This window comes from Acinetobacter sp. FB (assembly GCF_056033405.1).
The window spans coordinates 898610-924624 of the sequence record NZ_CM148502.1 but is presented as its reverse complement, the minus strand read 5'-3'; the positions used below and the strand labels follow the sequence as shown (position 1 = coordinate 924624).

At 37.5% G+C, this 26015-nt stretch carries 26 protein-coding genes and 2 tRNA genes; 11 read left to right on the top strand and 17 right to left on the bottom strand.

The features are described 5' to 3' along the window. The first annotated feature begins 44 nt into the window (after positions 1-44). Positions 45-206: a hypothetical protein gene (locus AC0JIQ_RS04300; protein ID WP_288400949.1), complete on the top strand. Its 162-nt coding sequence runs from the start codon at positions 45-47 to the stop codon at positions 204-206. A 200-nt stretch (positions 207-406) separates the two neighbouring features. Continuing rightward, positions 407-1534 carry a helix-turn-helix transcriptional regulator gene (locus AC0JIQ_RS04295; RefSeq protein WP_474202738.1) on the top strand — a complete coding sequence of 376 codons (1128 nt, stop codon included), beginning with the start codon at positions 407-409 and terminating at the stop codon, positions 1532-1534. Between the two features lie 20 nt (positions 1535-1554). On the opposite strand, the gene epmA is transcribed toward AC0JIQ_RS04295, so the two are convergent. Together epmA and AC0JIQ_RS04285 are read right to left on the bottom strand one after the other, a co-directional pair. Then, positions 1555-2538, bottom strand: coding sequence for an EF-P lysine aminoacylase EpmA (epmA, locus tag AC0JIQ_RS04290; protein WP_474202737.1), 984 nt, complete (start codon positions 2536-2538; stop codon positions 1555-1557). Further along, positions 2535-3602, bottom strand: a complete 1068-nt coding sequence (locus AC0JIQ_RS04285) for a 4-phosphoerythronate dehydrogenase (protein ID WP_474202736.1) — start codon at positions 3600-3602, stop codon at positions 2535-2537. Before AC0JIQ_RS04285 ends, epmA begins: the two co-directional genes overlap by 4 nt. Positions 3603-3793: 191 nt before the next feature. On the opposite strand from AC0JIQ_RS04285, the gene AC0JIQ_RS04280 reads away from it, so the two are divergent. Beyond that, a complete protein-coding gene (locus tag AC0JIQ_RS04280) occupies positions 3794-4168 on the top strand; it encodes a diacylglycerol kinase (RefSeq protein ID WP_005217751.1) in 375 nt (124 codons plus the stop codon). 61 nt (positions 4169-4229) lie between these two features. On the opposite strand, the gene AC0JIQ_RS04275 is transcribed toward AC0JIQ_RS04280, so the two are convergent. The 5 genes from AC0JIQ_RS04275 to AC0JIQ_RS04255 all read right to left on the bottom strand — a co-directional run bounded on the left by AC0JIQ_RS04275 (position 4230) and on the right by AC0JIQ_RS04255 (position 8971). Next, complete coding sequence (locus AC0JIQ_RS04275) at positions 4230-4967, bottom strand: outer membrane beta-barrel protein (RefSeq protein WP_474202735.1); 738 nt, start codon at positions 4965-4967, stop codon at positions 4230-4232. A 154-nt stretch (positions 4968-5121) separates the two neighbouring features. Then, on the bottom strand, positions 5122-6756 hold the full coding sequence (gene groL / locus AC0JIQ_RS04270) for a chaperonin GroEL (protein ID WP_004663351.1): 1635 nt from the start codon (positions 6754-6756) through the stop codon (positions 5122-5124). Positions 6757-6816: 60 nt separating this feature from the next. Continuing rightward, positions 6817-7107 carry a co-chaperone GroES gene (locus AC0JIQ_RS04265; RefSeq protein WP_005144860.1) on the bottom strand — a complete coding sequence of 97 codons (291 nt, stop codon included), beginning with the start codon at positions 7105-7107 and terminating at the stop codon, positions 6817-6819. A gap of 189 nt (positions 7108-7296) precedes the next feature. Then, entirely contained in the window at positions 7297-8052 is a 756-nt protein-coding gene (locus AC0JIQ_RS04260) for a metallophosphoesterase family protein (RefSeq protein WP_474202734.1), read from the bottom strand. Then, positions 8033-8971 carry a diacylglycerol/lipid kinase family protein gene (locus AC0JIQ_RS04255; protein WP_474202733.1) on the bottom strand — a complete coding sequence of 313 codons (939 nt, stop codon included), beginning with the start codon at positions 8969-8971 and terminating at the stop codon, positions 8033-8035. The genes AC0JIQ_RS04260 and AC0JIQ_RS04255 overlap by 20 nt, the downstream gene beginning before the upstream one ends. 395 nt (positions 8972-9366) lie before the next feature. Here AC0JIQ_RS04255 and AC0JIQ_RS04250 point away from each other — a divergent pair, with 395 nt between their 5' ends. From AC0JIQ_RS04250 to AC0JIQ_RS04240, 3 genes are all read left to right on the top strand, one after another. Next, on the top strand, positions 9367-11196 hold the full coding sequence (locus AC0JIQ_RS04250) for a phosphoenolpyruvate carboxykinase (GTP) (RefSeq protein WP_004663356.1): 1830 nt from the start codon (positions 9367-9369) through the stop codon (positions 11194-11196). Between the two features lie 475 nt (positions 11197-11671). Next, positions 11672-11881: a hypothetical protein gene (locus tag AC0JIQ_RS04245; protein WP_474202732.1), complete on the top strand. Its 210-nt coding sequence runs from the start codon at positions 11672-11674 to the stop codon at positions 11879-11881. A 174-nt stretch (positions 11882-12055) separates the two neighbouring features. Next, complete coding sequence (locus tag AC0JIQ_RS04240; RefSeq protein WP_474202731.1) at positions 12056-12598, top strand: hypothetical protein; 543 nt, start codon at positions 12056-12058, stop codon at positions 12596-12598. Positions 12599-13242: 644 nt separating this feature from the next. Here AC0JIQ_RS04240 and glpD read toward each other — a convergent pair. The 3 genes from glpD to glpK form a co-directional block, all read right to left on the bottom strand. Further along, positions 13243-14763 carry a glycerol-3-phosphate dehydrogenase gene (gene glpD / locus AC0JIQ_RS04235; protein WP_474202730.1) on the bottom strand — a complete coding sequence of 507 codons (1521 nt, stop codon included), beginning with the start codon at positions 14761-14763 and terminating at the stop codon, positions 13243-13245. Between the two features lie 255 nt (positions 14764-15018). Continuing rightward, complete coding sequence (locus tag AC0JIQ_RS04230) at positions 15019-15777, bottom strand: DeoR/GlpR family DNA-binding transcription regulator (protein WP_046739790.1); 759 nt, start codon at positions 15775-15777, stop codon at positions 15019-15021. Between the two features lie 50 nt (positions 15778-15827). Then, positions 15828-17342: a glycerol kinase GlpK gene (gene glpK, locus AC0JIQ_RS04225; RefSeq protein ID WP_474202729.1), complete on the bottom strand. Its 1515-nt coding sequence runs from the start codon at positions 17340-17342 to the stop codon at positions 15828-15830. 260 nt (positions 17343-17602) lie between these two features. Here glpK and AC0JIQ_RS04220 point away from each other — a divergent pair, with 260 nt between their 5' ends. Then, the gene (locus tag AC0JIQ_RS04220; RefSeq protein ID WP_005217773.1) at positions 17603-18028 is read left to right on the top strand and encodes a hypothetical protein; all 426 of its coding nucleotides are present in this window, start codon (positions 17603-17605) and stop codon (positions 18026-18028) included. A 53-nt stretch (positions 18029-18081) separates the two neighbouring features. Here AC0JIQ_RS04220 and AC0JIQ_RS04215 read toward each other — a convergent pair whose 3' ends face one another. The 3 genes from AC0JIQ_RS04215 to folD all read right to left on the bottom strand — a co-directional run bounded on the left by AC0JIQ_RS04215 (position 18082) and on the right by folD (position 20048). Further along, positions 18082-18366 (bottom strand): GNAT family N-acetyltransferase, encoded by a 285-nt coding sequence (locus AC0JIQ_RS04215; RefSeq protein ID WP_474202728.1) that lies wholly within the window; start codon positions 18364-18366, stop codon positions 18082-18084. A gap of 116 nt (positions 18367-18482) precedes the next feature. Further along, on the bottom strand, positions 18483-19151 hold the full coding sequence (locus tag AC0JIQ_RS04210; RefSeq protein WP_474202727.1) for a class I SAM-dependent methyltransferase: 669 nt from the start codon (positions 19149-19151) through the stop codon (positions 18483-18485). A gap of 48 nt (positions 19152-19199) precedes the next feature. After that, entirely contained in the window at positions 19200-20048 is an 849-nt protein-coding gene (folD, locus tag AC0JIQ_RS04205; RefSeq protein ID WP_004663376.1) for a bifunctional methylenetetrahydrofolate dehydrogenase/methenyltetrahydrofolate cyclohydrolase FolD, read from the bottom strand. A gap of 152 nt (positions 20049-20200) precedes the next feature. Here folD and AC0JIQ_RS04200 point away from each other — a divergent pair. From AC0JIQ_RS04200 to AC0JIQ_RS04185, 4 genes are all read left to right on the top strand, one after another. Beyond that, positions 20201-20274 (top strand) — tRNA-Cys (locus AC0JIQ_RS04200). Positions 20275-20282: 8 nt separating this feature from the next. After that, a tRNA-Leu gene (locus AC0JIQ_RS04195) sits at positions 20283-20368 on the top strand. A 179-nt stretch (positions 20369-20547) separates the two neighbouring features. Beyond that, positions 20548-21138, top strand: a complete 591-nt coding sequence (locus AC0JIQ_RS04190) for a DUF805 domain-containing protein (protein ID WP_474202726.1) — start codon at positions 20548-20550, stop codon at positions 21136-21138. Between the two features lie 176 nt (positions 21139-21314). Continuing rightward, positions 21315-21509, top strand: coding sequence for a hypothetical protein (locus AC0JIQ_RS04185; protein WP_474202725.1), 195 nt, complete (start codon positions 21315-21317; stop codon positions 21507-21509). Between the two features lie 271 nt (positions 21510-21780). Here AC0JIQ_RS04185 and AC0JIQ_RS04180 read toward each other — a convergent pair whose 3' ends face one another. The 4 genes from AC0JIQ_RS04180 to AC0JIQ_RS04165 are packed head-to-tail and all read right to left on the bottom strand — an operon-like array spanning position 21781 to position 26013. Beyond that, positions 21781-22410 (bottom strand): OmpA/MotB family protein, encoded by a 630-nt coding sequence (locus AC0JIQ_RS04180; RefSeq protein ID WP_474202724.1) that lies wholly within the window; start codon positions 22408-22410, stop codon positions 21781-21783. Between the two features lie 5 nt (positions 22411-22415). Further along, on the bottom strand, positions 22416-23702 hold the full coding sequence (locus AC0JIQ_RS04175; RefSeq protein ID WP_474202723.1) for a hypothetical protein: 1287 nt from the start codon (positions 23700-23702) through the stop codon (positions 22416-22418). Beyond that, complete coding sequence (locus AC0JIQ_RS04170) at positions 23699-24898, bottom strand: hypothetical protein (RefSeq protein ID WP_474202722.1); 1200 nt, start codon at positions 24896-24898, stop codon at positions 23699-23701. The genes AC0JIQ_RS04175 and AC0JIQ_RS04170 overlap by 4 nt, the downstream gene beginning before the upstream one ends. Beyond that, a complete protein-coding gene (locus tag AC0JIQ_RS04165) occupies positions 24898-26013 on the bottom strand; it encodes an ATP-binding protein (RefSeq protein ID WP_474202721.1) in 1116 nt (371 codons plus the stop codon). The genes AC0JIQ_RS04170 and AC0JIQ_RS04165 overlap by 1 nt, the downstream gene beginning before the upstream one ends. Between the last annotated feature and the right edge of the window lie 2 nt (positions 26014-26015).

The window sequence follows — 26015 nt, the reverse complement described above, 5'->3', positions numbered from 1 at the left end:
TCAATTTAAAGTAAATGAGAAAGCAATAAAAATAGGATGCAATGCTGAAAATAATACTGCTTTGCTTCAGTACTTTAATTACATTTAGCTTATCTGCCTGTGCCGTACATACTCCTCATGGCAGTGTGATTGTTGATCCAGACAATCACCATGATCGTCATGGTGATTTTTGTCCTCCAGGACAGGCTAAAAAAGGACGTTGTTAAATTCAATCTCACCTAGGCTTTGATAAGGCTTAGGCATTTTTATCAAATAGTAAAGTTTATTCAATTTTTTCTTCTAAACGATTCATCTCATCAAATTGTATAAATAAAACTAGAATATATTTCAGTTACTGATTTCATTTAATTAAAACCCATATAAACTACATGGAAATGTATTCTATTTATTTTAATGAGATTTTTGAATGGATCTAAGCCAACACAGTAATGTCATGGAAATCTTAAATAAGGTACAGCATGCTGATGATTGGATTATTTTATTAGAACAACTAAATCAACATTTTAATCTTCAAGCCTCTCAACTACTCGCAGTTGATCTTGAAGTACAAGCACTATCTTTTAGTGTTCATCATGGCGTTGATTTTGATGAACATCAACTTGAACAAGCCGCACTAAAACAAATTCGTTTAGATATAGATGATGATCCTCGCTTAAACAAAATGTTATTGGCGCCATTGCAAGGTTGGATGCATTGTATTCAACATTTCGCAGAAGATGAAATTCTTCAAACTCAAGTCTATCAACAAGTATTAGAACCCCTAAATTTACGTTTTTGTTCAGCAATACAAATTCTTCATGATCATAAAGTTTGTGTCATGCTTTCATTTTTGACTAGCCCTGAACGAGGTGCTTTGAGTTGTTCTGAATTACAGCCGATTTATGAGTTATTACCGATACTACAGCAGAAAATTCAACAATATCGACATCATTTTGAATACTCGACAATGACCTTACTCGGGTCACAATTAATTCAAAAAATGAATCAGCCAATTGCGATTATTAATTTGAATGGCGATATTCTTGAATTGAATACAGAAGCAAAACAGCTATTGGAAAATAGTAAATTGATCCAAATCAAACAACGTCGTTTTGCATTCAATGAAAGTAGCCAACAACAATTTGAGTTAAACCTGATTGAGCTAGAACGCCTGCATAAACGTCATCATGACTTAAGCTACGCTGAACGTAGTAAAATTATGATGGTTGATGATCATTTATTCTTAACACTGGATTTATTAAGTCCAGAAAAAACACACAAGATTTTTGGGCTACGTCCAGTTTTACTCGCCACATTTTCTGGTTTAAAACATAAACCTAAATATCAACGAGAAATATGTACTCAGCTTTTTATGTTCACACCTGTAGAACACAAAATATGTGAGCAATTACTTGAGGGTAAAACCACCAAAGAAATTGCTCTCTCACACGATATTCAGGCTGATACTGTCAAAAAACATCTACAAGCGATTTTCAAGAAAACCAAAACGCATCGACAAAGTGAGTTAATTCAATTATTGATGCAGTTTTTATAAGCGTGTAAAGATCAAAGTTTCTAAGCAATCTCCGCTGGGAAAGTAATCACTTGATCAATTTTCATCTTATTCATCGCAACCATCAGTAAACGATCAATTCCAAGTGCAATTCCTGAACAATCTGGCATGTGGGGTAAAGCTGCTAACAAATGTTGATCCGTTGGAATAACGGGTAATCCTTGTTGAGCACGCTCGATATTATCGGCGTCAAAACGTTCAGCTAAAACTTTGGCATCTAAAAGCTCATCATAGGCATTGGCAAGCTCTAAACCCTCAATGTATACCTCGAAGCGTGCTGCGACTAATTCACCATCCTCATCTGTTTTCACCTTAGCCAACGATGCCATTTCAGGCGGAAAATCAGTTAAAAATACAGGTGCATCAAAGCCTAAACTTGGTTCAACGAAATGCGAAAATAATAAATCTATATAACCCAAGCGATCATTTCCTAAATCAAGATTGAGTCCTACACGATTCGCAGTTTCTTTAAGTTGCTTTAAATTCGCTTGTAAAGGATTAATATCTAAACGATCTTGAAAAGCATGCTTATAACTCAAAATATACGGACGAACTTCACCAAAACGATGTGCCAAACACACTTCTAGTAAATCTGCTGTTTCATGCATTAAAGCTTTTAAATCTAAACCTGGTCGATACCATTCCAGCATGGTAAATTCGCTATTATGCTTACGCCCATGCTCATCATCACGGAATACTTTACAGATTTGATAAATTGCTCCACTACCACTGGCCAATAAACGTTTCATTGGAAATTCAGGTGAAGTCTGTAAGTATTGAGTATTTAATTTTCCATGAATATGACGTTGTACTTGTACAGATGCCAAATGAACATCAGTTACAGCAGCTTGAGACAAAACAGGTGTTTCAACCTCTAATACCTTACGCTCCGCAAAAAACTGACGAATCTTTTGATACATCTCTGCACGTGCTTTTAATGCCTCAATAGAACAAGTCGGTTGATAGGATTTCATATCTTGGCTCATGCTTTTGGTCCACCGTGTGCCGCCCATTCACGGCGTAAAGGATAATTTTTACGAAGTAAATCAAATGCTTTTTGTTCAACTTTAGCATTTTGAACACCAGCTCTTAATTGTTTATCATCTTCAGCAATATCGTAAATCTGAGTAAGATGTTGTTTAAGCGCAGCTTTTAAATCCTGCTGCCCGAAATATTGTTCTACTTGAGGCAATTGACTCTCAAAACGCTTTGAGGCTTCATAAGAAAATTTATCGCAAAATGCCTCATAAATCATCTGCGTTCCTCTCGCTTTGCCTTCAAGGCTATACCCTGCAATATGCGGGGTTGCTAAAGCCAATAAATCCAGCAATTGCGCTGGAATCTCTGGTTCAAACTCAAAGACATCCAAGACAACTTTACGATTATTTTTTTTAATATCGCTCATCAATGCAGATTGTTGAATCACTGGACCACGCGCACTATTAATCAAAATTGCGGATGCTTTCATTACAGCAAACGTAGCATCGCTGAACAAATGTTGCGTTGGATAATCACCAGCTAAGGTTAAAGGGACATGAATTGAAATCGCATCTGCCCGTTTTAATAACTCATGAAATGAAACATTTTCAATATGACTTAATTGCACATAAGGGTCATAGCCAATCACATTCCAGCCCAACAATTGAGCCATCACTGCGAGTCGACTCCCTACATTGCCTAAGCCAACAATTGCTAATGTAAAAGCTTTCTCTTGTTCTAATAAGTCGATATTCAAATGCAATAAAGCAGTAATCACATATTCAGCAACGGCTTGCGCATTGCAGCCCGCAGCATTACTCCATGCAATATGCTGCTGTTCCAAAGCTTGAATATCTAAATGATCTGTACCAATTGTCGCACTACCCACAAATTGAATCTTGGTCTGATCAATTAAGGCATGATTCACTTTAGTCACTGAGCGAACCAAAAGTGCATCGGCATCTTGAACATCGTTATGAGTCAAGGTGCGCCCTGCTTTATGCTGTATTTCAGCAAAATCTGCAAAAAAATAATCGGTAAATGCCAAATTTTCATCTGCGATAATTTTCATGCAATACTTTCCATCGATTTGTATGTGCTTATTATCCTTAGCGCAAAGTAAATTGACAAATCAAATCTGAATGTTCCAGTTAAAATGGCGAGAAACACTACATTTTTGATGCAATCATGCGACTTATTGCCAATCCTCTGTCTTATTTTTAATTTTATAATAGTAGTGTTTTCTTCATAAGCAGTTTTATTATGACGCCTTACTCTCCCTATAAAGGCAAAAGTGGTATCAAACGTATTTTTAATGCAACAGGCTATTCCCTTGCAGGGTTTAAAGCTGCATTTAGCCATGAAGCCGCTTTTAGACAAGTCCTTTTGCTTAATTTAATTTTGATCCCAATCAGTTTTTTTGTTCATGTATCAGCATTAGAACAAGCACTCATGGTTGCTGTTTGCTTACTCGCAATCATTGTTGAATTATTTAATTCTGCGATTGAAGCTGTAGTTGATCGTATTTCTTTGGAAAAACATCAACTTTCTAAAAATGCTAAAGATATGGGCAGTGCGGCTCAATTTGTTTCTCTTGCGATTATCTTTTGTACGTGGATGATTATTTTACTTAAATAACCATGATTGGAGAGAATGAATCATATGTCGATTTATTCTCTCATTTACCATCAAATTGACCTTAAAAAGCAACACCAATTCCGACTACTGGCCCTTGTTGTACGGTATCCCATTTAAAGGCACCATCTTTGTAATCTTGTGATACGTAACGATAGCCCACTCTAAAATTGATCGGAGTGGTCCATATATTTTGACGATAACCTAAATATGCTTGTGCGATTTGGGTCTGCTCAATCCCATACGTATATTGGGCGGCTAAATTCCAAGACGAATCCGTATTATATTTTATCCGTACCCCACCAAAATACTCAGTCCAACTTTTTCCAACTGAAACTTGCATACCTAAAGCAGATAAATCTGCCTCTAAATCTGTATAGTTAAAACCTAAGGTCGGCTCGATAACTAAACCTTTTGCATCCGCAAATTGTTCATAAGCTCGATAATAGATACCTAAATTACTTAAATTCACTTTGGTGGATAATGCAACAGGAAAAGGGAGTAGATCTTTTTTTTCCTCAGTTTTTACATATTGGATATCTGAAAAAACACCCCATTTTCCTTTATTTATTTCAAAATGCCCCATCAACGCTTTGTCTAGAGCTTCAAGCGTATCTTTAAATGGTTGATCAACTTGATAATTCAATCCTTGATAACCAACTACTCCATCAATATCTGCTGCAAAGCCATAAATATTGATAAAGAATTTAGTCTCTCCATTCAATGAATGTTTAATACTTTCAGCATAAGCTGGACAGCTCAAGAAACCACAACCGATCATGAAATAAAAGAATTTATTCATTTATAGCTCCAATAATTTGTTTTCTATTCAATTCTTAGTTTTATAAATATCAATCAGATTATTAATAACTTGTTAGTTAGACTTTTTCTATTCTACAAACGTAAAAAAATCCCTGCTAATGCAGGGATTTTTTTAATCTAGGAAGAAGATGTAATTACATCATTCCGCCCATACCACCCATACCGCCCATATCTGGACCAGCTGGTTTGTCTTCTGGAATGTCAGTAATCATGCATTCAGTTGTCAACATTAAACCAGCAACAGAAGCTGCGTGCTCAAGTGCAGAACGCGTTACTTTAGCAGGGTCTAGAATACCCATTTCCAACATATCGCCATATTCACCAGTTGCAGCGTTATAGCCGAAGTTACCTTCACCCGCTTTAACTGCATTGATTACAACTGATGGCTCATCACCAGCATTCGAAACGATTTGACGAAGTGGCGCTTCGATCGCACGACGTAAAATGTTGATACCCGCAGTTTGATCTTCGTTTGCACCTTTTAAACCATCCAATACGTTTACAGCACGTACCAGTGCAACACCACCACCTGCTACAACACCTTCTTCAACTGCTGCGCGAGTTGCGTGAAGTGCATCGTCAACACGATCTTTCTTCTCTTTCATTTCAACTTCAGTTGCTGCACCAATTTTGATGACTGCAACACCGCCCGCTAATTTAGCAACGCGTTCTTGAAGTTTTTCTTTGTCGTATTCAGAAGTAGATTCTTCGATTTGCGCACGAATCTGTTGAACACGTTCAGCGATTTGTGCAGCATTACCCGCACCATCAACAATTACTGTGTTTTCTTTAGATACAGTAATTTTGTGTGCAGTACCCAAATCTTGAAGAGAAGCTTGCTCTAAAGACATGCCGACTTCTTCAGAAATAACAGTCGCGCCAGTCAAGATCGCGATGTCTTGAAGCATTGCTTTACGACGGTCACCAAAACCAGGTGCTTTAACCGCACATACTTTGATAATACCGCGCATGTTGTTCACAACAAGTGTAGCAAGCGCTTCGCCTTCAACATCTTCAGCGATGATAAGAAGTGGTTTACCTGTTTTAGCGACAGCTTCTAATACAGTAATCAATTCACGGATATTGCTGATTTTTTTATCAACAAGAAGAATGAACGGATTTTCAAGTTCAGCAGTTAAAGTATCTTGCTTGTTCGCGAAGTATGGAGAGATATAACCACGGTCGAACTGCATACCTTCTACAACGTCTAATGCGTCTTCGAAGCCAGAACCTTCTTCTACAGTGATAACACCTTCTTTACCTACTTTTTCCATCGCTTGAGCGATAAGTTTACCAACAGTCGTATCAGAGTTCGCAGAGATTGAACCTACTTGTTCAATTGCTTTGAAATCATCAGCAGGTTTTGCATTGGTACGGATATTTTCAACAACCGTTTTCACTGCGATGTCGATACCGCGTTTTAAATCCATTGGGTTCATACCTGCAGTTACAGATTTGATCCCTTCATTTAAAATTGCTTGAGCAAGTACAGTTGCCGTTGTTGTACCATCACCTGCGATGTCATTGGTTTTAGAAGAAACTTCACGAACAAGTTGAGCACCCATGTTTTCAAACTTGTCTTTTAAAGAAATTTCTTTCGCAACTGTTACACCATCTTTAGTGATGTGTGGCGCACCGAAAGAACGGTCGATGACAACGTTACGGCCTTTAGGACCTAAAGTTACTTTTACTGCATCTGCAAGCACGTTAACGCCTGCAATCATTTTTGAGCGAGCTGAATCACCAAATTTTACGTCTTTAGCTGACATGTTAAACTCCGAATCTTTTTAAATACTGAATCTGAAAATAAATTTGAGTTATGTGTCGAGTTAGCCTTCAAGCACAGCTAAGATGTCCGACTCTTTCATGATTAAGAGTTCTTCACCACTTACTTTTACTGTTGTACCTGCATAAGTACCGAACAATACTTTGTCACCAACTTTAACGTCTAAAGCACGAACGCCATTGTCAGTAATCTGACCATTACCTACTGCAATGATTTCACCTTGAGAAGGCTTCTCAGCAGCAGAACCTGGAAGTAAAATACCACCAGCCGTTTTAGTTTCTTCTTCTACGCGACGAATCACAACACGATCATGTAATGGACGAATGTTGCTCATATTTAACTCCATCAGACTTAGTCTTATTGATTAATGTATGTCGCCAATTCATGGCAACACATATAAAATTTTGATATGCCACTTTTGTGGGGTTAAAAAAAATGGCTTCAAGGGGGAAATTAAAAAAAAATCTATTTAAAGATGTTTTTTTCAACACAATCACATGATCTTGCTGAATTAAGCACCATTTCATGATCGAAGAAAGATTTTCTGTTTTTCATCAAACCAATAATGCTCAATTGTTCCGTCATCTAAAATCACGTTAAAACTATTTGAGAATCCAAAACGCAAACGATTTGAAGTTGCTGTTCCAGCATGAATATCTAAAATAGGATGGTTAAATCCCAATTGAAAAATTTGATTTAAATCATGAACTGCAACTTTATGTAGATGCCCATGTAATAAACCAAACAACCCTGTCTCACCCCAACGTTCTAATGCAATTTTAGCAAGCACAGGACAATCTTTATCTCCATGTTCATTTGGGAAGGTATAAAAAGGCTGATGGAAAGTGACCAATTTTATTTTATTTGTGGGTGCATTTTTTAGCTTGGTATCCGTTTCATGAATTTGCTTAAGGGAAATATGCCCTCGGGTATGATATCTCCGACGAATACTATTCATACCAACAATATAAAAATGCTCCGTTTCTAAAGTGGACTCTAAACGACCAAAAAATGCTTGGTAACGTACAAATGGAGAGAAGAAGCGATTCCAGACATGATAAAGGGGAATATCATGATTACCTGGCACAACAAGATATGGAATATGCAAAGAATCTAAAAACTGACGGCAATCATAAAATTGCTTAAAACGCGCACGCTGGGTTAAATCACCACTGATTATAATTGCCTCTGGGCGTTTTTGTTGGCAAAACAGTTGTATCGCTTGAATACATTCTTCACGCTCAGTACCAAAATGTAGATCAGATAGGTGTAACAACATTTGGAACCATCACTTTCAAGGCTGATTTTTTTACTGAGAACGTTAAAGGTGGTTGCATATCCACTAATTCCCCATCGACTGCAACAGTAAGTTTGGCCTTTTTACAGTCAACCTGTATTTGTTCGGCACAAAAAGAATAGACGTCCGATGCTTGATCAATTTCCCCTTGAACAAGTTTCCATAACATTTTTAATAAACTGATTCGGTCACTTTTAGCAACAACAACTCCAGCTAACTTGCCTTTTGCAGCACACTCGGCAACTCTTAATTTCATATCCTCTAATTGCAACTGATTATTACCAAAGAATATTAACGGAGTAGCTACAGGATATTTTTGCCCATCCACAGTAAGTGCGAGTTTTAATGATTTATGTTCACGCAGTAACACATCTAACGCCGAAGTATAGGCATGTAGAGGAAAGCGCCCTAAATACTGGTTATAAAGTTCACGCTTTTTAATGAATAAAGGATACAAACCTAAACTGGCATTGTTCAAATAAATTTGATCATTAATCGTTGCAACATGAACTTCGCGTGGTTGACCCACTGCGATTACTTCTGCTGCTAGAGCCACATCAATCGGAATATCTAAAGCACGTGCAACATAATTAAACGTACCTAAAGGCATTATTCCCATTGGAATATTGGTATGCATTAACTTTTTTGCTACAGCATTTAATGTACCATCACCACCTGCAGCAACAACTACGCCACGCGCATGTTCTTGTTGATGTCGAGATAAAACATTATTCATCATTTCATCAAAATTCATGTGCGGATTTAATTCAAAAACCTGAATTTCAAATCCTTTTTGACTCCAAAAAGCCATAAGAGCTTCATACTGGTCTTCTTGCTGTGCTGCATGAAAGCCAGACTTTTGATTGTAAATTATGGACAAGGGCCGTAAATTCTGAGTCATACCTAACAGCCTTAAAGATAAATCACCAGTATTTTTGTTTATAAAATCAACAATTAAAAGTTTGTTTATGTAAATTTTGGATGAGCATTATTCAATTTATCAATAATAATTCTCAAAAAAATAAACAAACCTATCCAATTGTTTTTAATAGTAATTTAAAATAAAAATAATACACATAAAAAAATTACATATAGGACTAAAAAATACTCAATTTACGTAAAAACAATATGTTACCCATAAATATACACTCTTAGATTAATACTCTATCAAGCACGGTAGTCTTATTTTTTTTACGATTTTATGCTTTAATACAGCCACTTTTTTTACTTCATCTATTTTCATTGTCATCCAATGAATAGAATTGTACGTCGTACACACTTTAAAAAGGCATCACCATGACCCAAGTGAACGCACCAGAATTCGTTCGTCACCCTAAGCTTATTGCATGGGTGGAAGAAATTGCAAAATTAACCAAACCAGCAAAAATCGAATGGTGTGACGGAAGCGCGGAAGAATATCAACGTCTGATCGACTTGATGATCGCTAACGGCACCATGCAACAACTTAACCAAGAAAAACATCCTGGTTCTTATCTTGCAAATTCTGACCCTTCTGATGTTGCTCGTGTTGAAGATCGCACATATATCTGCTCTGAAAATCAAGAAGATGCTGGTGCAACAAACAACTGGGTTGCGCCTGCTGAAATGCGTGCGAAATTAAACGGCTTATTTGATGGCGCAATGGAAGGTCGTACCATGTACGTAGTTCCTTTCTCTATGGGTCCTTTAGGAAGCCATATTGCACACATCGGTATCGAATTAACAGATTCACCTTACGTTGCTGTCAGCATGACAAAAATGGCGCGTATGGGTAAAGCAGTTTATGACGTATTAGGTACAGATGGTGAGTTTATCCCATGTGTTCATACGGTTGCTGCTCCATTGAAAGATGGTCAAAAAGATGTCGCTTGGCCATGTAACAATGAAAAATACATTGTTCATTACCCAGAAACTCGTGAAATCTGGTCTTACGGTTCTGGTTATGGTGGTAATGCTTTACTTGGTAAAAAATGCCTAGCTTTACGTATTGCTTCTGCAATGGGTCGTGAGCAAGGTTGGTTAGCTGAGCACATGCTTATTTTAGGCGTAACCAATCCACAAGGTGAGAAACACTACATCGCTGCGGCATTCCCTTCTGCGTGTGGTAAAACGAACTTTGCTATGTTGATTCCACCGGCAGGTTATGAAGGTTGGAAGATTGAAACTGTAGGTGACGATATCGCTTGGATCAAACCAGGTGAAGATGGTCGTTTATATGCAATCAATCCAGAAGCGGGTTTCTTCGGTGTTGCACCTGGTACAAATACCAAAACCAACCCGAACTGTATGGCTACGTTAACTAAAGATGTTATCTATACGAACGTTGCTGTAACAGATAACGGTGAAATTTGGTGGGAAGGTCTTTCTAAAGAAGTTCCAGCAAACTTAACCAACTGGAAAGGTCAGCCTCACGTTGAAGGTGAAAAAGCAGCTCATCCAAATGCTCGCTTTACAGTTTCAGCTGGTCAATGCCCTTCTATCGATGCTGACTGGGAAAATCCAGCAGGTGTACCAATCTCTGCATTCATCTTCGGTGGTCGTCGTGCAGATACAGTACCTTTAGTATCTGAAGCTTTTGACTGGGTTGATGGCGTTTATAAAGCTGCAACAATGGGTTCAGAAACAACTGCTGCTGCTGTTGGTCAACAAGGTATTGTTCGCCGTGACCCATTTGCAATGCTTCCTTTCGCTGGTTATAACATGGCTGACTACTTTGGTCACTGGTTACAACTCGGTCAAGAAGTTGGTGCTAAAGCAGAAGCTGCTGGTAACAAATTACCAAAAATCTTTAATGTAAACTGGTTCCGTCGCGATGCTGAAGGCAATTTCGTATGGCCTGGTTTTGGTCAAAACATGCGTGTTCTTGAGTGGATTATTGATCGTTGTGAAGGTCGTGCTGAAGCGACTGAAACACCAATCGGTTATGTTCCAACTTATGAACAGTTGAACTGGACTGGTATTGATTTCTCTAAAGAGCAATTCAACACTGTTACAGCTCAAGATAAAGATCAATGGATCAAAGAGCTTGAAAGCCATACTGAGTTATTCACTAAACTTGGTGATCGCTTACCGCAAGCACTTAAAGATCGTCAAAATGAATTATTAGCAGCTGTTAAATCTGCTTAATCACTCTAGTTTCCCTCTTGATTAAAGAGGGATTAAGGGAGATTTGAAAAGGTCGCTTCGGCGGCCTTTTTTATTTGGCGGATTCAGTAACGATGTACAACACATTTGTAAGTAGTTACTAAAGCAATTGTAGTGCAAAATTAAACAACTCAACCAAAGAAACGCCACAAACCATCAAAGTAGTGACATGTCAGAGAAGCGAAAATTTTGGTTTCATCACGGTTAGAGATATCTTAAATAACAGACCTATCCAACCCTATAACTAATATGCTTAATGCATACACTATCTAACTAAATCAAGTAATTTGGGCTGTTGAACTGACATTTATTATCCTTGTTATTTTTATTATTCGATGATAGTTTTTAGTCCAAATAAATCAATTATTTTATTTCATTTTAATAAATCAGGTGTCTTATGCAGCAAGTTTTAGCATCTTATGTGTCACCTCTGCCATATAAGAGTAGTTAGGTTCTCATGGAAAATAAAAAGAGATTAACAGAAAAAGAGTTTACCCAAATGATTAAACTCTTACATAGGTATGCCAATACGGAAATGGATCAATGGGAGTTGTGGTTTTTTGATACAGATTTCTCCAGAATTTATATAGATATATCAATGAAAACAACATGTTCAGAAGAAGCTTATACAAATATGAATAATATTGTTATTAAGACTGTTGAATAACCTAAAATGAAAATAGTTAAATTAATCTCTGTTGCACTTCATCTGAGAGTCTAAGGTTCAAAAATTAATTATTTTTATTCCATTTTCAATCAATGAGGTATCTTATGCAGCAGAATTTGGAATCTTATGTATCACCACTACCGCATAAGAATAGTTAGGGGGCAAAGCAGACTTATGTCACTCGAAATAGATAGCAGAATCGAAAAATACCTTAGCAACAGTTTACATGGTTTAAACCTTCTTTACGGCGCAAAGCTATATGGGCAAATGCTGGTTTTGCTGTATTCGTGCATAGATGCAATGGGGCTACTAGACGCACCGCCATCACAAATTAAAGCAACAGGCGATTCATTCAAGAATTGGGTAAAAAAATACATGCTTGGCGACCCTCGCATTAACTTTAACGAGTTAGATTTTTGGGCGGCGCGCTGTGCAGTGCTTCACACCTTCACGTCCCAATCTGATCTATCCAACGACAATAAAGCAAAAGAATTACAGTATTACGCTGGCGCCAAAGAATCGCCACAAGCCAAGTTATTTGCATCCACAACGCCTTTAATAGACGGTGGTAAACATATTCCAGTTCATATAGAAGACATTTATTTGGTGTTCCTTGAAGCATTAAAAACGTTCTGTCACCAACTGGCTACCAATTGTAAAAATGATCAGGCTTATGAGAGGCGTCTTAACAAAGTCCTGCAAATGTTTAGCCTGTAATGCCCCCTAACAAGGCACTCCTGAGCCGACTCAATTGGCTCATTAAATAAAACATATGGTGGTACTAATTGGCTTGTGCATGCATACGATGATAGAAAGTCTATTGTTATCGTCCTAGATGAAAAAAATCCTGCTAGTCCGTTTCTTTTCTTTATCTTTAAACAAGATAACGAATACACACTCTATGACGAAGGAAATAGAGATAAAAAAGTATACAAAGCTAGCCTACGATGAGCTTGTTTCGTTACTAACTGATGATTTTGTTATATCACTTTACTCAGAAATCGTGAAATCAGCGGTGCTTAGTAATGTCGAAAGCGGCACCTAATTCAGGCGTTAAATGGATGCTTCGTGTCTATTTAAACCTACGCAATTTGCATGCAATGAACTGTTACGACCATAACTCTACTCAGCCACTAATCAAATGAGCAATTTGCCCACGTACGGTTTTCATCAAAACACTCTAAAATCAAGCATCAATTAATAAATGATTTAAATCATCAATACATCGAATAAATGACAATATTCGCATCCCCAAAAGCCCCCTGCACATCTATCAGTAAATAACCTGAGTTCGCCGAACTCAGGTTATTTAGATAAAGGGCTTTTTTAAAGACAGCGCTTAGATACTGCTATAGCGCTTTTTAAGCAGCTTCGTTGTTATGTGTTTTTACAATCAGATAAGCATCCAAAGTTTCGGTTTCTTTTTGCGTGAAGCTAAGTCCTAGTTTAGAACGTCTCCATAATACATCCTGACTCGTAGTTACCCATTCAGCATCACATAAATAATCCACTTCACGTGCATACAAACCTTGTCCAAAGTGCTGTCCAAGTTGCTCAACTGAACTTTTCTCGCCCAAAATATTCCAAATACGTGAACCATAAGCTGATGCCCAACGCTTAACTAAAGCTTCTGATGCATCAGTGATTTGTGCACGAATTTCTCGCATCAACTGTTCAACAGACTCCATATTTTCGCCACCAGGTAAAGCTTCTGTTGCAGTCCAACTCCCCTTCATTTCAGGGAAGAATGCTTTTAACTGCTGCATAGCTGACTCAGCTAATTTTCGATAAGTTGTTAACTTTCCACCAAATACTGAAAGCAATGGCGCTTGTTCATCGTTCTCTTTAGATAAAGCTAAAGTATAGTCACGCGTAATTGCAGAGGGATTATCCGATTCATCATCACAGAGTGGACGCACCCCAGCAAATGTCCAGATAACATCCGCTTGAGTAAGCTGTTTTTTGAAATGTGCATTGCTCACTTCAAGCAGATAATCTGTTTCTGCTTGAGTAATTTGTACTTGCGCAGGATCACCTTGATATTCACGATCCGTAGTTCCAATCATGGTGTATTGATCTAAATACGGAATCGCAAACACAATACGGCGGTCATCATTTTGCATAATAAATGCTTTGTCACCTTCATACAGTTTCGGCACAATGATATGACTACCTTGAATCAAGCGAATACCGTAAGGTGATTTTAGCTCTAAATCTTGTTTGATGAATTGTGCTACCCAAGGTCCAGCAGCATTGACCAATGCCTTTGCTTGAATTTGGAATTGACCATGTTCATTTTCTAAATCAACAACCCAATACTGCCCATCTCTTCGTGCAGACAAACAACGAGTACGAGTTACAATATCAGCACCCTTTTCACGGGCATGCATCGCATTGAGTACGACCAAACGAGCATCATCAACAGCACAATCAGAATATTCAAAACCACGTGTTATCGCAGAATTTAAAGGACTATCTTCTTTAAAATAGACATTATTTGAACCCAATAATTTCTCACGCTTACCTAAATGGTCATAGAAGAACAAACCCGTGCGAATCAACCATGCAGGGCGAAGATGTGGGCGATGCGGCATAATAAAACGCATTGGGCGAATAATATGCGGAGCTTTAGCCAATAGCACTTCACGCTCAGCTAATGCTTCACGCACTAAACGGAATTCTTTGTGTTCTAAATAACGTAAACCACCATGAATAAGCTTACTGCTTGCAGAAGAAGTATGACTCGCTAAATCATCTTTTTCACACAAGAATACCGACAAACCACGTCCTGAAGCATCAGCCGCAATACCAACACCATTGATACCACCACCAATGACCGCAAGGTCATAGATTTTTTCATTTGTCTGAGGAGAAGTTTGCATAAATCACCGCAAATTTTCATTATTTTTCGATAATGAAAATTTAAACATATAAATCGAAAATAAACAATGAAAAATAGATCAAAAAATGCCAATCTATCGACATTTTTAGATAAATGGTAAAATTCAGTGGAGAGACTAAAAATTTAAAAAAACAGTAACCGCATTTATTTATAAGAAAAATATAATTTTTATTGAATATATCTTGAGTTAAATTGATTAACTCAAGAAAAGTAACAATTTTTCGAAAATGAAGATTTATTTTGCAACAATCAAACCAACATCTAAGTCTCGGATGGTTTTTATAAATTGCTCATTTGGTTGTTGATCAGTAAAAATACAATCCACTTGCTTAAGTGAACCTAATCGAATCATCGCATTACGCCCAAATTTACTGCTATCCGCGGCTAAAAAAACTTGGCGTGCACTTGAAAGAATTTCTTGAGAGACACACACTTCCTGAAAGTCAAAATCAAGCAATGTGCCATCTTCTTCAATTCCACTAATCCCAATAAGCGCATAATCCGCTTTAAACTGTTTAAAAAAATCAGCGGTTGCTTGACCAATCACACCACCATCTGGACGAACACGACCACTGGCAATCAAAACTTCAAAATCCTCTTTTGTGCTCAGGATCTTTGCAACATTCAGGTTATTAGTAATGACTTTTAAGCCTGTGTGGTTCAGTAGTGCATGAGCAATCGCTTCGGTTGTGGTACCAATATTAATAAATAAAGAAGCGTGATCTGGAACGGCAGCAGCAACAGCTTCAGCAATTGTTCTTTTTTGCTCAAGCATATGCCCGACACGCATCGTATATTCTGTATTTTCAACACTTGAATCATGCGCAGCGCCGCCATGATAACGGCGCAAAAGCCCTTCATCCGCTAATTGATTAATATCACGACGAATCGTTTGAGGTGTAACATCGAAATGTTGAGCAAGTTCTTCAATACTAATATAACCACGTTCTCGTACTAATTCGAGGGTTTTCTGTTGGCGTAGTATCAAGCTCATGCTCATCAATCCTGTGTTATTTACGGCATATTATATCCGACTATTTTAGCTTAATCTTCTGCCCAATCTCGAGTACGTCCGACAGCTTTTAGCCAACCTTTGTACAGTTTTTCAGTTTGATCCTGACTGCACTCTGGTGTAAAGGTTCGTTCGATCGACATTCTACTCTTCAATTCGTTTAAATCCGACCAAAAACCGACAGCTAAACCAGCCAAAAAGGCAGCTCCCATTCCCGTGGTTTCTTTCATTGCTGGACGTTCAACTGAAGTCGAAAGAATATCCGCTTGGAATTGCATCAAGAAGTTATTCGCTGTTACACCACCATCTACGCGTAGTGTACGCAACTTTTCGCCAGAATCTTGTTGCATTGCATCTAATACATCACGTGTTTGATAAGCAATGGATTCCAAGGTCGCACGAATAATATGTTCAATACTCACACCACGTGTGATTCCAAGAATTGCACCACGAGCAGTTGGATCCCAATATGGCGCACCTAAACCTGTAAAGGCAGGAACAACATACACGCCATTACTGTCTTTTACTTTGGTTGCGTAATACTCAGAATCATAAGAATCATTGATTGCTTTAAGCTCGTCGCGCAGCCATTGCACACATGAACCACCATTAAACACAGCACCTTCTAATGCGTAGTTCACTTCACCTTTTGCACCACATGCAATGGTAGTCAACAAACCATGCTCAGATTGAACCATCCTCTTTCCTGTATTCATCAGCAGGAAACAACCTGTGCCGTAGGTATTTTTAGCCTGTCCAACCTCTACACACATTTGCCCAAATAATGCCGCTTGTTGATCACCAGCGATGCCAGCGATTGGAATTCCAACTTCTTGACCACTAATGGTGTGTGTATATCCATAAACCTCAGATGAACTACGCACAGTTGGTAACATTACTTTTGGAATGTTTAAAGCTTGAAGTAACTTATCATCCCATTCTAAGGTTTCTATATTAAACAGCATAGTACGTGAAGCATTGGTATAATCTGTCACGTGAACTTGACCATTGGTTAATTTCCAAATCAACCACGTATCAACTGTACCAAACAAAAGCTCACCGCGCTCTGCACGCTCACGACTGCCCTCAACACGATCCAAAATCCATTTTATTTTTGTTGCTGAAAAATAAGGATCGATGACTAAGCCCGTTACTTTTCGAACATAATCATCCCAACCATCTTGATGTAATTGATTACAGATTTCATTGCTTTGACGGCTTTGCCAAACAATAGCATTATAAATCGGCTTACCAGTTTTCTTGTCCCAAATGATCGTGGTTTCACGTTGGTTAGTAATCCCGATTCCAGCAATTTGGTCACTTGAAATACCAGCTTGTGCTAGCGCCTCAACCCAAACTGCACTTTGAGTTGCCCATATTTCCATAGGATCATGCTCAACCCAACCTGGTTGTGGGTAGATTTGCGTGAACTCGCGCTGAGCAATACTAATAACATTTGCATCGTGATCCAACACGATTGCACGTGAACTCGTTGTACCTTGGTCAAACGCAACCACATATTTTTTTTGACTATCTGTAGAGATCATGACACACCTATCCAGACTTGCCTTATATAACAGACCAATAAATTAAATGCCCGTTAAAACGGGCAAAAATACTGCAATAAAGCAACGACTTCTGTATTAAATAAAAAACTTGGCAGATTATATGCAAAATTGTTCGAAAACGAAAATTCTTTCTTTAACTTTGAACCTCAATACGATGAATAGCGCCAATTTTAAAGATTACTCACAATAACAACCTTATTTTATGCCATACTAATTATAGAAATAATAGGATCATAGATATGAAAAAAACCAATTTATTCATTATCGTTACAAGTGCACTTGTTATCACTGCATGTCAAAGTACACCACACAAATTTAACGGCGTGACGGGCTATCAAATAGAAAATAAAACAACAACTTCAGCCACGATTGCTTACACCCTTGCAGCACGTACCAATCAAGATTTAGATCAAAAGAAATTACAACATGCATGTAACCAAGTTCTAGGCGTAGGAAAAACTTATAAAATTTCAATACTCAGTGTTAATGAAATTATGAATCCTACACAACAAGAACAATACGGCGTAAAACTTGGAAATAGTCGTGCAACTTTTGGACTTTCTAATTCACCTGATTTCAATAACAGTGAAGGATATGCAACACGCCAAGCACTTGAGGCACGTCCGACCACACTTAAAGTCATTCGCTATACTTGTTCTGAATAAATAATAATCATGGATGTATAAGTTTTTATTTAGGTTTATACATCCTATATATTTTACACCTTCAAGACATCATGAATCGATAGATCTTTATCGAAAACCGACTTTGCAAATGGGCATAAAGGAATGACTTTAATTTTGCGACCTCTTGCGAAAATAACTAACTCATTTAAAAGTTTTCGACCTAATCCTTGCCCTCGAAATTGATCATTCACATCAGTGTGATCAATAATTAACATCGTATCCCCAGCCCATGTGTAAGCCATTTCAGCAGCTACTGTTTCACCGTTGAACAGCTTAAATATCCCATGTTTATTATCATCAACCTGTTGAATATTCATTTTCTTTCCTTTTGAAGATTATTTCTATTTCAACTGAATGTTTTAGCATGAGTAAGAAGGAAATAGCGTTGAGATTTGATAGTCTCAACACTGATTATTTTTAGATTAAACATTATTTATTTTGTGCGGTAGAAACTCACATTTCTAAACTCTTTGGATTCATCCAAGTCAGGCCAAGTCGTTGCACTGCGTTCATCAATTTTCATATATTGAGGGTGACTAAAGTTTTTAACTCGGCTATCGGCAACCCAAACTTCAGGTGCGAACTTAAGAAATTCATCCAAGAAGAAACGATTGCATTGGTCATACAGCACATCCGCAGCAAGCAATACATCCACCTGCTCGGATTTATATAAATCATCCAAATATTCAAGTTCAACATCATTCAACAAAGCATTTTCACGACATGACGCAAGGCTTACTGGATCAATATCACAACAGATCACACGCTTCGCACCTGCCATTTTTGCAGCAATTGCAACTACACCTGAACCTGCACCAAAATCTAAGACCACTTTATCTTTAACATGATGTGGCTCAGCGAGTAACCACTGTGCCATCGCTAAACCAGATGCCCAACAGAAAATCCAATATGGAGTTTCATTCCAAATACGACGAATCACCTCATCATCCAAACGATCAGTTGGAAAAACTGGTGGGATCAACCATAACGATATAGGTGTTTCAGGAAGCTGCTGTGCTAGTAGATCCGTATTAGGAATGACTTCATGTAATGCTTGAAGCAATTGTTCAGGGGCTTTCGCAAATTGAAATGTACAACTCATATATCTTTAATTCTAAAAAAACCCCTCTTATCGAGGGGCTATTAATCTTTAAACTAATGCTTTTTCAGCAGCTTCAACAGTTTGACGAATCAAAGTCGTAATCGTCATTGGCCCTACACCACCTGGAACTGGTGTATAAGCAGAAGCAATTTCTTCAATTCCCACTAATTGAATATCACCAACACCACCGCCATCACGCGGGTGGAAACCTGCATCTACAACAACTGCACCTTGCTTGATCCAGTCTTTTTGAATCAACTCAGCTTTACCCACCGCACCTACAATAATATCTGCTTGTTTTACCAATTCAGCTAAGTTTTGAGTACGTGAGTGGCAAATAGTTACTGTCGCATTCGCCTGTAATAACATCATTGCCATTGGTTTGCCTAAAATCGCTGAGCGACCGACCACAACTGCATGTTTACCCGCGATCTCGATCTTGTTTTCTTGCAAGATTGTCATAATACCCGCAGGTGTCGCAGAACCATATGCCGCTTCACCCATAGCCATACGACCAAAACCTAAGCAAGTTACGCCATCCACATCTTTAGCTAATGAAATGGCATCAAAACATGCTCTTTCATCAATTTGTTCAGGCACTGGGTGCTGCAACAAAATACCGTGTACATCAGGATTAGCATTTAATTTTTCAATCTCAGCCAATAATTGCTCTGTTGTGGTTTCTTTTGGAAGCTCAACTTTAAGTGAATCCATACCGACACGACGACATGCATTGCCTTTCATGCGCACATACGTTGCGGATGCACCATCATCACCAACTAAAATTGTTGCCAAAATTGGGGTACGCCCCGTTTTTGCTTTTAAAGCTTCTACACGTACCAACAAATCAGCTTCGATTTGTTTTGCTAATGCACGACCGTCTAAAACCAATGCCACAGCGCATCTCCAAAGTGGGTATGAATCAATTATGCAAATAATACATGATAATTTGAGCAATATTCTTTTAGATGTTGTTTTTATGCGCATATTCACTATAAACACTATTGTTTTTTTTCTAAAGGTTGCTAATATGTGCATCACCAAGAGATGGCGGGGTGGCAGAGTGGTCATGCAGCGGACTGCAACTCCGTGTACGCCGGTTCGATTCCGACCTCCGCCTCCATTGGTAAAGCCCGAGTGGTGAAATCGGTAGACACAGGGGATTTAAAATCCCCCGCCCACAAAGCGTGCCAGTTCGAGTCTGGCCTCGGGCACCATATTTCAACTAATGAAATATGGTGCAAATAAAAATCCAGCGTAAGCTGGTTTTTTTATGCCTTCGATTTAACATTAGAAATAAAAAATATTTCTATTCTAATGACATATCCTGTCATTCTGACGAAGAATAATAGCTCCGTGAATATACATTATCTAATCGTATGTACGGAGTATAAAAATGAAAGGCACAATTCTTGATTTTTCGATTCAAACCAATAGCGGGATTATTTCTGGGGATGACCAAAAACGCTATACATTTTTTGGTAATGAATGGAAAGAAAACACTTCTCCACAACGTGGGTTAAAAGTCGATTTTGATTTAAATGAGCAGGGTTTTGCTATTGGAATCTATAAAGCTTTAGGTGCATTTCCTAGGATTGCAAATCAGTCCAATGCCACCGAAAAAGATGAAGAGCATTATCATGTCTTTGACTGGTTTATCAAATGTATGAAAAATTATGTAAACTTTAATGATCGGGCTAGACGCAAGGAATACTGGTTCTTTCGTTTAAGTATTTTCATTCTAGTGATTATTGCTTCTATTGTTGATATGGTGCTCGAAACAGAAGTAATTTTTACGGGTTTAGTTTTACTTGCCACCTTTATTCCTGATTTAGCTGTGAGTGCACGCCGTTTACATGATACAGGGCGTTCGGGCTGGTGGTTCCTTATTAGTTTAATCCCTATTATTGGCATTATTTTATTAGTAATCTGGTTTGCCACTGAAGGAGAAAATGAAAACAATCTTTATGGTGAACCTGTGAAATAATTTCAACTCTTTCTTCAACCTTTAATTCAAACTCTCAATTTAATTTTGGGAGTTTTTTACTCTCTAGAACCTAATTAAATCTAAAATTATAAATAATTCTTTTTAAATGACATCACCTGTCATCCTCTTTATTCATAATTATTCTAACTTCTAAAGATAATGAGAAAGAATATTAGATGATTGGGCTAATTTTACATTATTCACCTTTGAATAAAGTAGGCGTTGTTATTGATGAAAATGCTGTTCGCTATCCATTTTCTAGTCATGAATGGCAAGAAGATGCCAATTTAAGGCTGGGATTAAAAGTCACATTTGATTTAAATCGCGGTGATCAAGTAACTAATATTCGTCAGGAATGGCTTGTTGCCTAAATTATAAAGTAATCAGGAAATTAAAACATGCCTTTTCTTATTTTAGTATTTTTGCTTTTTAGTTGCAACTTATGCAAAAAGCCAAGGTCAATCTTTTTCACTTTGGTTTTTAATCTCTGGTCTTTTTACACCGATTTTAAGGTTTATTGGGTTTATGGGTTATTTAAAATTTAATAATAATCTATATTATAATTAATAGTTTTATAGAAGACGCAAATAATTCAGCATTATAATACATCTATAATACTGAATTAAATTATCAAATCAATTACTACAAATCCCGAATTATAAATCTAATCTCAACACGGCGATTGCTAGCAGCATTAGGGTTTTCCTTGTTCAGCAACCGATCCGGACCATAACCTACAACAGAAATTCGTTGAATTAACTCAGATGATGTTATCTTTGCAAATAAAGCTTTTCTTGCCTCTCTTGCACGACCAGCAGATAACGTATAATTATCGTCAAATGGGGAACAAACTTGGATAATATTTGCTTTTACACCATTTACAGGAGCAGCATCTGTGTGGCCTTCAATTTGTATATCTAGAAATCGGTTATCTATCATACTTTTCTGAATTAATGGAGCAAATTTCTCTTGAAATGCCTTTTTTAAATTACTATCCAAACATGCGCTTCCTTGAGCAAAAGAAGAGTCTTCAAGACGTATAATTCCTTTTTCCGGTAAAAAAGTAATCCCTTTTGAACTTCCACTTTCCTTTAATGTCTGTTCAATTGCCTTAATAACTTTTATTGCTCCTTGTTGTTTTTTTTCTTCAGCCTCAGCTTGTGAAGTTGCAGTAATCAAAATTGCAATAACGAAAAATAAAACCAACACACCTACGATACCAGCCATAAAATCTCCAATAGAGATCCACTCATTATTTGCGTGATCTGCCATTAGAATTATTTCCTACTTAGTAAATTACTTAATGTATTTTTTTCAGTGGTGGATGTATTATTAACAAGAATTTCAAGATGTTGATTACTCTCTTGCGTATTTTTGGCTACTTTTGCCAAGTTATTAGCAATAATACCATCTGAACCAGCAAGTTTCTCAATATTCCCTGTTACATCTTCTAAACTAAACGCATATTCAGCCCCTTTAGCAGCAATAGACTGTACCTTATCCACCATTTCTTCCAATGTTAGTTTCTGCTCAGTAATTGCTGCTGCCATTTCACGAGAATGGGTAGTTAAACTTGCTGTAACAGTAGTAACATTTTGCAACTCTTTTGCCATGCTACTACTTAATGTATCTACAGAAGATTTAATAGCAAGACTTGATGTAGAAATATCTTCCCCTACTTTGCTTAAAGTCTGCGATACATTATCTCTAAATTGAGTAAATGTAGTACGCACTTCTTCTTTCATAGATTCCACAGTATCATGCAATCCTTGGCTAGCACTACTTACACTTTCCTGCATTTCTTGAATTGCAGTTTTCATGCTTCCTCTAAAAGCATCAACAGTTTTCTCAAACTCTTTTACTGAGTGCCCTAATGTTTTTACATTATCACCAAAGCTTTTCTGTACATCTGCAATAATTGCTAAATGTTCAGTTTGGGTCTCCATTACTTTAGCAATTGAACCAGCCTGTGCTGTGTTAGTAAATAATGCTGCTTGAAGCAAATTTTCCATTTGTTTCCAACGTTCATTGATTACTTTTTCCTCATCAAGTGCATCTTGTTCTAGTTCTTTAAAAATTTCTAATGAACGCTTTTCTTCAATACCAAAAGCAGGAATACTAAATCTTAAAAAAATATGCGCTAATATCCCCCAAGCACTACTTTTAAATTTCAATCCAATTTCAGCTAACATCGGACTTAGATGTCCAATAGTTTGTCTCATATCTGTAGCACTTGTGGCATTTGAATTCATATCTGCCAAAATTTGTCCCGCTCCCTGAATTGCTAAACCAATCCCGAGAAATGTGCCAAGTAAGCCCAGAACTAATGCGAATCCTGGTGCATTTTCAATAACGTGATCCCATAAAGGATGCCTTAAAGCAGCAGATAATTCACTTACACTAGATTTTATATTTTTAAAATGAGAAGTTTGAATACGCTGATCAATATTACTTTTTGCCCTCTTAGCAGCATATAAGGAAAAAGCAATCCAAACCAAAAGTAACAAGAAGAAAAACCAGTCCAAACCAGTTTGTGGTAATAAGAAAGCAATTAGAGTGTTCATACAGTAACTTCCACAAATTCTTGAGAATGTTGTTTTTGACGTTTAATCGCGGCCGGCATATGTAAATCTACATATTGCTCCAAAAATGCCTTATCTTGTTCAGCAAGTGGTAAGCTTTGTTCTTGAGTACCCTCATCTAGAGTACGTTCCATATTAACGAGGATTGCCCCAGCCCGATCTGCCCGTTTTCGTTCTTGCTCTCGAATTACTTGACCTGCATTTTCTGCTTCAGCTTGTTGCAATAAACCTTCTGCAACCCCTGTCATTAATCTAATATTGGTCAAATATTTTCGAGAATTTTCATACTCGTGACGAGTTTTTGTTACATGAACTTTTAACTCTTCATATTTCGCCTTTTCTTCATCTGTCATGGGCAAATTATATTTTGCTCGACTTTCCAACTCTTTATAATAAATTTCCGCTCGACTAATTTCAGTACGTTGCTGATTCACATTTTGTTTACAAGTCTCTTCTTCATTTGTCCATAAGGAGAACAAACGTTGTGAACCAATCAGTAATAGGCTTTTGCCAAATCGTTTTTTCACTAAATCATCAAATTCTTGTAATTCAGCTTCGCTCATTGGCTTATCAAGTGCTAATTTGTCAATTAATTCAATGAAACGACGATCAGATGGCGTAAGCTCTGATGTACTTTCCATTTTTTCTAAACGCTCTAAAAAGTCACGGATAAATGCCATTGATACATCTATACGCAGATATTCCTCAAAACTTTCTACTGGAGCATTACTTGAAAATTTACGTTGTAACGCTGGTAAAAATTCAGTAATCATTTTACCTAGGCGTTCAATATCTGTATCAACTTCGCCTTTTTCTTCTGTCTCATATATAGGTTCAGGCATATATTGATGGCTAGCAGCTTGTTTTTTCCACTCAAGCCACCCACCGACGCCTGCGCCAATTAATCCACCGAAAAGCATTCCCCAAGGACCTTTTTTAGACCCCATCTTTGCACCTTTTTTAGCACCATTAACCATTGCACCTATTAATGCTTGCCAATCATGCACTTTAGATGCCATTTGTTTCACTGCCGAAGCTGCACTTTTAAATAAGCGACTGCCAGCAGAAGCAACAGCACTAATACCCCGACTAATACCAGAAGCAACTGCACCTACTACTCGTCCTGCACTACGAACAGCTCCCCCAACAAAGCCACCGACACTACTCCAAAATCCCATTAATTTACCCCTTCAACGATAATTTCACTACTTTCAATAAATTCATTATTTATAATAGGATTCTGATCTTCCAAAACATTCTCATCTGATGCTTTCTTAATACCAAACATTTCTCGGGTATCACTTAAACGTTCCTGAACATCACCTCCAACTTCACGCATCCCACGTTTCACTAAATCAATCGATTTTAGTAAATGTTCCTTTGTCAACTGACTATTATCAGGTTGAATTGGATTCACTGCCATTGGTAAAGCCAAACGCATTGCCTGCAAGATATAACCACCCGAAAAACCTTCCGATTGTTCAGCAAGTTCTTCTAGTAATTTTTCACGGCTTTCAGATTGCAAAGGAATATTAGGAACAATGTGCATATCCCATAAACGAATACGCGCTTCTAAATCAGGCAATTGGAAATTAATATGATGCGAAATACGTCTTCTAAATGCAGAATCATAATTTTCAGGGAAATTACTGGCAAATACCAAAACTCCTGTAAAATTATCCATTTCAATTAACATGGTAGAACGTGTCATGTTAATTTCCGCATCTACACCTTGAGTTACTGAAGATAAACGTTTACCTAAAACTGTATCTGCTTCATCAAAAAATAAGAGAGCATTATTTTCTTGAGCATCATTAAAGACTGCACAAAGGTTTTTGGCAGTTTCCCCCATAAATTTGCTTTCTAACTCAGCTAAATCTACTTTTAGAAAAGGTAAACCTAATTCACCTGCTAATGCCTCTGCTCCACGAGACTTACCTGTACCAGGTGGACCATAAAAATTTAGAACACAGCCTTTACCAGAAGGGTCAATCTCATTAAATCCCCATGAATGATAAATAAGTTCATGAAATTTAACCTTGATCAAAGCCTCACGAATTTCATTTTCAGTTGTAATAGGTAAGACAATATCCTTTAATTGAAAACGAGCTAGTTTAGCTTTATCTAATTCGATTAGATCACCTTTCTCTTTTCCATCTATTAGATGATTAGATTTCGCAATTTTATCCAGCCGTTCTTGACTTTTGTCATCAAATGGTTGCATTTCATTTTTTATTGCTTGAGCAATATCGCTAATTAGGTTTTTCCCAGTCATTAATATATCTTCTTTCATAA